Source organism: Pseudomonas sp. (assembly GCF_037994325.1).
Classification (GTDB): domain Bacteria; phylum Pseudomonadota; class Gammaproteobacteria; order Pseudomonadales; family Pseudomonadaceae; genus Aquipseudomonas.
This window is the reverse complement of the sequence record NZ_JBBNAH010000707.1, coordinates 1-8,301: the sequence shown is the minus strand read 5'-3', so window position 1 is coordinate 8,301 and position 8,301 is coordinate 1. Positions and strand designations below refer to the sequence as shown.

7 protein-coding genes are annotated in these 8,301 nt (G+C 62.8%); all 7 read left to right on the top strand.

Features of this window, described 5'->3' with window-relative positions:
- Positions 1-1,291 (top strand): methyl-accepting chemotaxis protein (locus tag AAAB16_RS23400; protein WP_340665501.1); only part of this gene is annotated, 1,291 nt, incomplete at its 5' end.
- 8 nt (positions 1,292-1,299) lie between these two features.
- Positions 1,300-1,791, top strand: coding sequence for a chemotaxis protein CheW (locus AAAB16_RS23395; RefSeq protein WP_340665500.1), 492 nt, complete (start codon positions 1,300-1,302; stop codon positions 1,789-1,791).
- Positions 1,788-3,035 (top strand): protein-glutamate O-methyltransferase CheR, encoded by a 1,248-nt coding sequence (locus AAAB16_RS23390; RefSeq protein WP_340665499.1) that lies wholly within the window; start codon positions 1,788-1,790, stop codon positions 3,033-3,035. Before AAAB16_RS23395 ends, AAAB16_RS23390 begins: the two co-directional genes overlap by 4 nt.
- The gene (locus tag AAAB16_RS23385; RefSeq protein ID WP_340665498.1) at positions 3,028-3,729 is read left to right on the top strand and encodes a chemotaxis protein CheW; all 702 of its coding nucleotides are present in this window, start codon (positions 3,028-3,030) and stop codon (positions 3,727-3,729) included. Before AAAB16_RS23390 ends, AAAB16_RS23385 begins: the two co-directional genes overlap by 8 nt.
- Positions 3,726-5,987 (top strand): hybrid sensor histidine kinase/response regulator, encoded by a 2,262-nt coding sequence (locus AAAB16_RS23380; RefSeq protein WP_340665497.1) that lies wholly within the window; start codon positions 3,726-3,728, stop codon positions 5,985-5,987. Before AAAB16_RS23385 ends, AAAB16_RS23380 begins: the two co-directional genes overlap by 4 nt.
- A gap of 2 nt (positions 5,988-5,989) precedes the next feature.
- The gene (locus tag AAAB16_RS23375; RefSeq protein ID WP_340665496.1) at positions 5,990-6,997 is read left to right on the top strand and encodes a chemotaxis response regulator protein-glutamate methylesterase; all 1,008 of its coding nucleotides are present in this window, start codon (positions 5,990-5,992) and stop codon (positions 6,995-6,997) included.
- A gap of 142 nt (positions 6,998-7,139) precedes the next feature.
- Positions 7,140-8,093 (top strand): diguanylate cyclase, encoded by a 954-nt coding sequence (locus AAAB16_RS23370; RefSeq protein WP_340665502.1) that lies wholly within the window; start codon positions 7,140-7,142, stop codon positions 8,091-8,093.
- Positions 8,094-8,301: the final 208 nt, after the last annotated feature.

The following is an 8,301-nucleotide window of genomic DNA, read 5'->3' as shown; positions in this document are numbered from 1 at the left end:
AGCCCACCTCAATGAATTTTTAAAGCAGCGTGAGCAATTTAATAAGCTGTTGTCCGACGTGCTCGGCCAGTTCCAGCAGGGCCAGCCGCTGGTGGCGCGCAAGGTGCTCAATGAGCAGTTGCGCCCGGTGTGGGCCAAGGGCCGTGAGCAGTTGCTGGAAATGGTGCAGTTCAATAAAGACCGCGCCGATGTGGCCACCACCAACATTGCCAGCCAGGCGGCCGAGGCCAAGGTGAGCATGGTGCTGTCGCTGCTGTTGGTGATTGCGGTGGCGTTGGTCAGCGGCTTTGTGCTGATGCGCGCGATTATGGGGCCGCTGAATAACCTCACGCAGATTCTTACCGTAATGCGCAGCGGCAACCTCACCACGCGGTTTAACGATGTGCGCAACGATGAGTTTGGCGCGGTGCAGAGCGGCTTTAACGCCATGATTGATGACCTCACCAAGCTGGTGTCGCAGTCGCAGCGCTCGGCGGTGCAGGTGACCACCTCGGTGACGGAAATTGCCGCCACCTCCAAACAGCAGCAAGCCACCGCCACCGAAACCGCCGCCACCACCACTGAGATTGGCGCCACCTCGCGGGAAATTGCCGCCACCTCGCGCGATTTGGTGCGCACCATGGGCGAGGTTTCCTATTCCGCCGAACAGGCTTCGGTATTGGCCGGCGCCGGGCAAGTGGGCCTGCTGCGCATGGAAGACACCATGCGCCAGGTGATGGGCGCCGCCGAGTTGGTGAATGCCAAGCTGGGCATTCTTAACGAGAAGGCCAGCAATATTAATCAGGTGGTGACCACCATTGTGAAGGTGGCGGACCAGACCAACCTGCTGTCGCTTAACGCCGCCATTGAGGCAGAAAAGGCCGGCGAATATGGCCGCGGTTTCTCGGTGGTGGCCACCGAAGTGCGGCGTTTGGCTGACCAAACCGCCGTTGCCACGTACGACATTGAACAGATGGTGCGTGAGATTCAGTCGGCGGTATCCGCTGGCGTAATGGGCATGGACAAATTCTCTGAACAGGTGCGCCGTGGCATGGGCGAGGTGCAGGAGGTGGGCGAGCAGCTGTCGCAAACCATCGACCAGGTGCAAGCGCTGGCGCCGCGTGTGGTGGTACTGAACGAGGGCATGCAGGCGCAGGCCACCGGTGCCGAGCAAATTACCCAGGCGCTGACGCAATTGGGCGAGGCCACTGGGCAAACGGTGGAGTCGTTGCGCCAGGCCAGCTTTGCCATTGACGAGCTCAATCAGGTGGCCGGCAGCCTGCGTAGCGGCGTGTCGAGCTTTAAGGTTTAAGGTTCACCATGCCCACTGACCTGCAGCAGGCCAAAGCGCCGCTTTACTTGCTGTTCTCCCTCGGCACGGAGCGTTATGCCCTGGCCGCGCGCGAGGTGGTGGCGGTGTTGCCACGGGTGTTGCTGAAAAGCATCCCGGGTGCGCCGGCGTGGGTGGCCGGGGTGTTTGCCTTTCGCGGGCAGTTGGTGCCGGTGATTGACCTGTGCCACCTGAGCCTGGGCACGGCCGCCGTGCAGCGCACCAGCACGCGAACGGTGCTGGTGCATTACCGCAGCGCCGATGGCCAGAGCCGGCAACTGGGCCTGATTTTGGAACAGGCCAGCGACACCTTGCGCTGCGCCGCCGACGACTTTCGCCCATACGGGTTGAGCAGCGTCGCCTCGCCGTTTCTCGGCCCGGTGCTGGAAACCCCTGCGGGCCTGATTCAGCGCATTCAGATTGAGCAGCTATTGCCGGCCGATGTGCAGGCGCTGCTGTTTGCCGAAGGGGCGGCGCCATGACCGTCGACCCACGTTTCGAGCAGTTGCTTAAAGACAAGATTGGCCTGGATGCCATTACCGTGGGCGCCTCGGTGATCGAGCGCGCGGTGCAGCGCTGCATGGCGATGGTGCCGGGCCGCGAGCTGGAAACCTACTGGCAGCAGTTGCAGCATTCCGAGGCTGAACAGCAGGCGCTGATTGAAGCGGTGATCGTGCCGGAGACCTGGTTTTTCCGTTACCCGGAATCCTTCGCCACCCTGGCGCGCCTGGCCGTGCGCCGCGCTGCCGAGCTTAATGGCAGCCGCCCGCTGCGCTTGCTAAGTCTGCCGTGTTCCACCGGCGAAGAACCCTATTCGATTGCCATGTGCTTGCTGGATGCCGGCATCGCGCCGGAGCGCTTTCAGGTGGATGCGTTGGATGTAAGCCCGGCCTCGATTGAGCGCGCCACGCTGGGCGTATATGGGCGCAACTCGTTTCGCGGCGAGTCGCTGGCGTTTCGTAATCGCTATTTCGAGGCGGTGGATAACAGCTACGCGGTGAATGAACGGGTGCGCAAACAGGTGCGTTTTCGTAGCGGTAATCTGCTCGAGCCAGGGTTGCTGGCGAGCGAGCCGGCCTATGACGTGGTGTTCTGCCGCAACCTGCTGATCTATTTCGACCTGGCCACTCAGGAGCAGGTGCTGGACGTGCTCAAACGCCTGACCCGTGACGATGGCGTGCTGTTTATCGGCCCGGCCGAGGCCAGTTTGTTTACTCGGGTGGGCATGCAGTCGTTGGGGATTCCTTTGGCTTTTGCTTTTCGCCGGCAGATGCCTGCAGCGCCCAGCCACACCAGCTTGCCATCGCCGCCCGTAATGCCTCGGGCCATGGCTTCAAAACCGCTGGTGCGCCCACAACCGGCCAAACCGCTGGCGGTTAAGCCAAAGGCGAACGCCCCAGCCAAGGTGGACGATACCGCCGCGCAAATGACTCAGATCGCCACCCTGGCCAATCAGGGCCGCAGCGCCGAAGCTCGCCAGCATTGCGAAGCCTACCTGGCTAGCCACGGGCCGTCGGCAGAGGTGTTTTATTGGTTGGGTTTGCTGAGCGAAGTCGACCACGACAGCGTCGCCGCCCAGGGTTTTTACCGCAAGGCCTTGTACCTGCAACCGCAACACCCGGCCGCGCTGGCGCAGTTGGCCGCGTTGTTGGCGGCGCAGGGTGATAAGGCCGGCGCCGAACGTATGCAGGCGCGGGCACTGCGTGGGGTAAGCCGCAATGAATGAAGTCGGTTTGAACCTGCACGGCGGTGAGCAGACGGTGGATGACTGCTGGAACCGCATTGGCGTGCGCGGCGACAAAAGCTGCCCGGCGCTGGTTGAGCATGTGCACTGCCGTAACTGCGAGGTGTATGCCGCCGCCGCCACGCGCCTGCTCGACCGCTACAGCCTGAGCCAGGAACATGTGGCGCTGTATGACCACGCCGATGTGCAAACGCAGCAGGCCACGCGTTCGCTGATTGTGTTTCGCCTGGGCGAAGAGTGGCTGGCCCTGGCCACTCGCATGTTGGTGGAAGTGTCGCCCTTGGCGCCGATTCATTCGTTGCCGCACCAACGTTCGCGGGCCTTGCTTGGCGTAGCCAATGTGCGCGGTGCGCTGGTGCCCTGTGTGTCGCTGACGGAGCTGTTGGGCCTGGATGCCACGGCGGCAAAAACCAGCGGCCGGGTGGTGCCACGCCTGCTGATTCTGGCCGGGCAGGGCGGCAATGTGGTGGCGCCGGTGGATGAGGTGCTGGGCATTCACGCCTTCGCCGAACAACAACTGGCCGAAGCCAGCACCAGCCAGGCCAACCTCAGCGCCACCAGCAGCAGCGCTGCTAGCGGCAAGTACACCCGTGGCGTGCTGCAGTGGCAACAACGCAGCGTGCGTCTGTTGGATGAAGAGCTACTACTTCACGCCGTGATGCGGAGCCTGACATGACCCCGGATCAAATGCGCGATGCCTCAATGCTGGAGCTGTTCCAGCTGGAAGCCGAGGCCCAAGCCCAGGTGCTGAATGCCGGTTTGCTGGCGTTGGAGCGCAACCCCACCCAGGCTGACCAGCTTGAGGCGTGCATGCGCGCGGCCCATTCGTTAAAAGGCGCGGCGCGCATTGTTGGCGTGGATGCCGGCGTGGGCATCGCCCATGTGATGGAAGATTGCCTGGTCAGTGCCCAGGAAGGGCGTTTGCGCCTGACCCCAGAACATATTGATGCGCTGCTGCAAGGCACCGATTTGCTCTTGCGCGTGGCTAAGCCTGAGGCCGGGGTCACGCCGCAGGACGTCGCCAGCTTTGTGGAGCAGATGGACATCATGAGTCGTGGCGGTTTGATCGCCATGCAGGAAAGCCGGATAGCCGCGCCTGAGCCAGCGTTTACGCCGCCGCCGGTGCACCAGCCTTCGCCACAACCGCTGCCTGCGGCCGTTCCTGTGGAGGAGGCGGCCGTGGCCGATGCCGGTGGCGAGCGGGTGTTGCGCGTTACGGCCGAACGCCTGAATCGCTTGCTTGATCTGTCGAGCAAATCGCTGGTGGAGTCGCAGCGGCTCAAGCCGTTCCTCACTTCCATGCAGCGCATGAAGCGCCTGCAAACCGGGGCCAGCCGCGCGCTGAATACGGTGCAGGACGCCCTCACTCAAACCACCTCTGACCCGCAAACCCTGGAGCTGTTGGCCGATGCCCGGCGCCTGGTGGACGAGTGCCAGCAAATGCTCACCCAACAGGCGAGTGATCTTGATGAATTCAGTTGGCAGTCGGAGCAGCGCGCGCAGTTGTTGTATGACACTGCGCTGGCCTGTCGTCTGCGGCCGTTTAACGATGTGCTGCGCGGCCAGGAACGGATGATCCGCGACCTCGGTCGCTCGCTGGGCAAGCAGGTGCGCCTGGAAGTTGAAGGCAAGAAAACCCAGGTCGACCGCGAGGTGCTGGAAAAACTCGAAGCACCCTTGGTGCACCTGCTGCGCAATGCCGTCGACCATGGTGTAGAAAGCCCGGACGCACGGGCGCGCGCGGGCAAGCCGGCAGAAGGGGTGATCAGCATTCATGCCCGCCATCAGGCCGGGTTGCTGGTGCTGGAGTTGAGTGACGACGGCGCCGGTATCGACTTGCAGCGGCTGCGCGGGGCCATTGCCCAGCGGCAGTTGTCCACGGCAGACACCATCGCGCAGATGAGCGAGGAAGAGCTGCTGAGCTTTTTGTTCCTGCCCGGTTTCAGCATGCGCGACACGGTGACCGAGGTGTCGGGCCGCGGCGTGGGGCTGGATGTGGTGCAGCATATGGTCCGCCAGTTACGCGGCGCCATTGAACTGCGGCAAGTGCCGGGGCAGGGCGCGACGTTCCACTTGGAGGTGCCGCTGACCTTGTCGGTGGTGCGCAGCCTGGTGGTGATGATTGGTGGCGAGGCCTATGCCTTTCCCCTGGCGCAGATCGAACGCATGTTGGAGCTGGCGCCCGAGGACATTGTGCAGCTCGAGGGCCGTCAGCATTTTTGGCACGAGGGCCGGCATGTCGGCCTGGTGGCGGCGCACCAGCTGTTGCAGCGGCCCGAGGGCGAAGCGTCGGCGGGCGATATTCGTGTGGTGGTGATTCGCGAGCGTGACGCGGTGTATGGCGTGGCGGTGGAGCGGTTTATTGGCGAGCGCACGTTGGTGGTGCTGCCCATTGATGCGCGGCTGGGCAAGGTGCAAGACATCTCCGCCGGCGCGCTGCTGGACGACGGCACGCCGGTGCTGATTCTGGATGTGGAAGACATGCTGCGCTCGGTGGAAAAACTGCTCAGCACCGGGCGCCTGGAGCGTATCGACCGTGGCCGCCAAGCCGGCGCGGTGGCGCGCAAACGCATTCTGGTGGTGGACGATTCCCTTACCGTGCGCGAGCTGGAGCGCAAGTTGCTGTTGCAACGCGGCTATGACGTGGCGGTGGCCGTGGATGGTATGGACGGCTGGAACGCGCTGCGCTCCGAGCACTTTGATTTGCTGGTGAGCGATATTGATATGCCGCGTATGGACGGCATTGAGTTGGTCACCCTGATCCGCCGTGACAACCGCTTGCAGTCGCTGCCGGTGATGGTGGTCTCGTACAAAGACCGGGAAGAAGACCGCCGCCGTGGCCTGGATGCCGGCGCCGATTATTACCTGGCCAAGGCCAGTTTCCATGACGAAGCGCTGCTGGATGCGGTCGTCGACCTGATTGGAGAGCCGTAGGGGTGAAGATAGGGATCGTCAACGATATGCCCCTGGCGGTGGAGGCACTGCGCCGCGCGTTGGCTTTGGAGCCGGCGCATCAGGTGATTTGGGTGGCGGTCAATGGCGCCGAGGCGGTGGCCAAATGCGCCGAGCAAAAACCCGATGTGGTGCTGATGGATTTGATGATGCCGGTGATGGACGGCGTGGAAGCCACCCGGCAGATTATGGCCAGCACGCCGTGCGCCATTGTGGTGGTGACGGTGAATTCGCAGCAAACCATGGGCCGTGTATTCGAGGCCATGGGCCATGGCGCGGTGGATGTGGTCGACACTCCCGCACTGGGCGTCGGCGACCCGCGCGAGGCCGCCGCGCCGTTGTTGCGCAAAATTCAGAATATTGGCTGGCTGTTGGGCCAACAGGAAAATCGCCCCGGCGCGCGTACCCAGGTTGCCGCGCCCGCGCGCCAACGCCAGGCCTTATTGGCCATTGGCTCGTCGGCAGGCGGCCCGGCAGCGTTGGAGGTATTGCTTAAGCAACTGCCGGCCGACTTTCCTGGTGCGGTGGTGCTGGTACAGCATGTGGATCAGGTGTTTGCCGCCGGCATGGCCGAGTGGCTGTGCAGTGCGTCGAATATGCCGGTGCGTTTGGCCGTGGATGGCGAGCAACCGCAGGTGGGCAGCGTGCTGTTGGCCGGCACCAATAACCACCTGCGCCTGCTTAAAGACGGCACGTTGAGTTACACGGTTGCGCCCAGCGAGCATATTTATCGCCCCTCGATTGATGTGTTTTTCGAAAGCGTCGCCCAGTATTGGCAGGGCAATGCCATTGGCGTATTGCTCACCGGCATGGGCCGCGACGGCGCCAATGGCTTGAAACTAATGCGTGAGCGGGGTTTCCATACCATCGCCCAGGACCAAGCTTCATCGGCGGTGTATGGCATGCCCAAAGCGGCGGCGGCCATTGATGCAGCTGTAGAGATTTGCCCGTTGGAGGCGATAGCCCCCACGGTGTGCCGGCTATGGGCGTAGGGTGTGCTATGCGCACCACCGGGTTTAACGGCATACCGTCTGGTGCGCACAGCGCACCCTACGGGAGCAAACCGGGCAAAGCGAAAAACAACAATGATTAAGCGAGGGTAGTGGCGCAGTGATTAATGACGAAAACGCCGTGATGGTGCTGTTGGTGGACGATCAGGCCATGATTGGTGAAGCCATTCGCCGCGTGCTGGCCAATGAGCCCAACCTCGGTTTCCACTTCTGCTCCGACCCGCATCAGGCGGTGGCCCAGGCCATTGCGATTAAACCTACGGTGATCATTCAGGACCTGGTGATGCCGGGCGTCGACGGTCTGTCGCTGGTGCGGGCTTACCGCGCCAACCCTGTCACGGCGGATATCCCCATTATCGTGCTGTCGACCAAAGACGACGGCATGGTCAAAAGCTCATCCTTTGGCGCCGGTGCCAACGACTATTTGGTGAAGTTGCCCGACGCCATCGAGCTGATTGCGCGTATTCGCTACCACTCGCGCTCGTTCCAAATGCAGCTGCAACGCGACGAAGCCCACCGCGCCCTGCGTGAAAGCCAGCAGCAGTTGATGGAAACCAACCTGGTGCTGCAACGGCTGATGAACTCCGACGGCCTGACCGGCTTATCGAACCGCCGCCACTTCGACGAATACCTGGAAATGGAATGGCGCCGCGCCATGCGCGAGCAGAGCCAGCTGTCGCTGCTGATGATTGATGTGGACTACTTCAAGGCCTACAACGACGGCTTTGGCCACCTCAAGGGCGATGAAGTGTTACACCAAGTGGCAGACGCCATTCGCGGCGGCTGCAGCCGGCCTTCTGACTTGCCGGCGCGTTACGGCGGCGAGGAATTTGCCATGGTGCTGCCGAGCACCTCATCGGGCGGTGCGCGCCTGGTGGCCGAGAAAATCCGCCGCGCCGTGGAAGCGCTAAACATTCCCCACACCTCACCCAAAGAGGGCTCGGTGCTGACCGTCAGCATTGGCCTGGCAACCATGCTGCCGCAGCAGAACGAAGAGCATCGGTTGTTGATTCAGACGGCCGACCGGGCCTTGTACCAGGCCAAGAATGCCGGGCGTAATCAGGTGGGAATGTTGTAAACACCCCCACCTGATTACGCAGGAATGACGGAGGTTTATGCATCCCTCCCCGTCGTCCCCGCGTAGGCGGGGACCCAGGTATGGAGATGCACCGGCCGCTAGGATTGGCTTTCCCCGCAGCCTTCTGGATTCCCGCCTACGCGGGAATGACGGTGTCTTAGCATCCCTCCTCGTCGTCCCCGCGCAGGCGGGGACCCAGGTACGGAGA

Bases quoted from the DNA above. Each gene is read 5' to 3' on its own strand.
- AAAB16_RS23380 (WP_340665497.1), top strand. From the start codon at position 3,726: ATGACCCCGGATCAAATGCGCGATGCCTCAATGCTGGAGCTGTTCCAG.
- AAAB16_RS23370 (WP_340665502.1), top strand. From the start codon at position 7,140: ATGGTGCTGTTGGTGGACGATCAGGCCATGATTGGTGAAGCCATTCGC.
- AAAB16_RS23390 (WP_340665499.1), top strand. From the start codon at position 1,788: ATGACCGTCGACCCACGTTTCGAGCAGTTGCTTAAAGACAAGATTGGC.
- AAAB16_RS23385 (WP_340665498.1), top strand. From the start codon at position 3,028: ATGAATGAAGTCGGTTTGAACCTGCACGGCGGTGAGCAGACGGTGGAT.
- AAAB16_RS23395 (WP_340665500.1), top strand. From the start codon at position 1,300: ATGCCCACTGACCTGCAGCAGGCCAAAGCGCCGCTTTACTTGCTGTTC.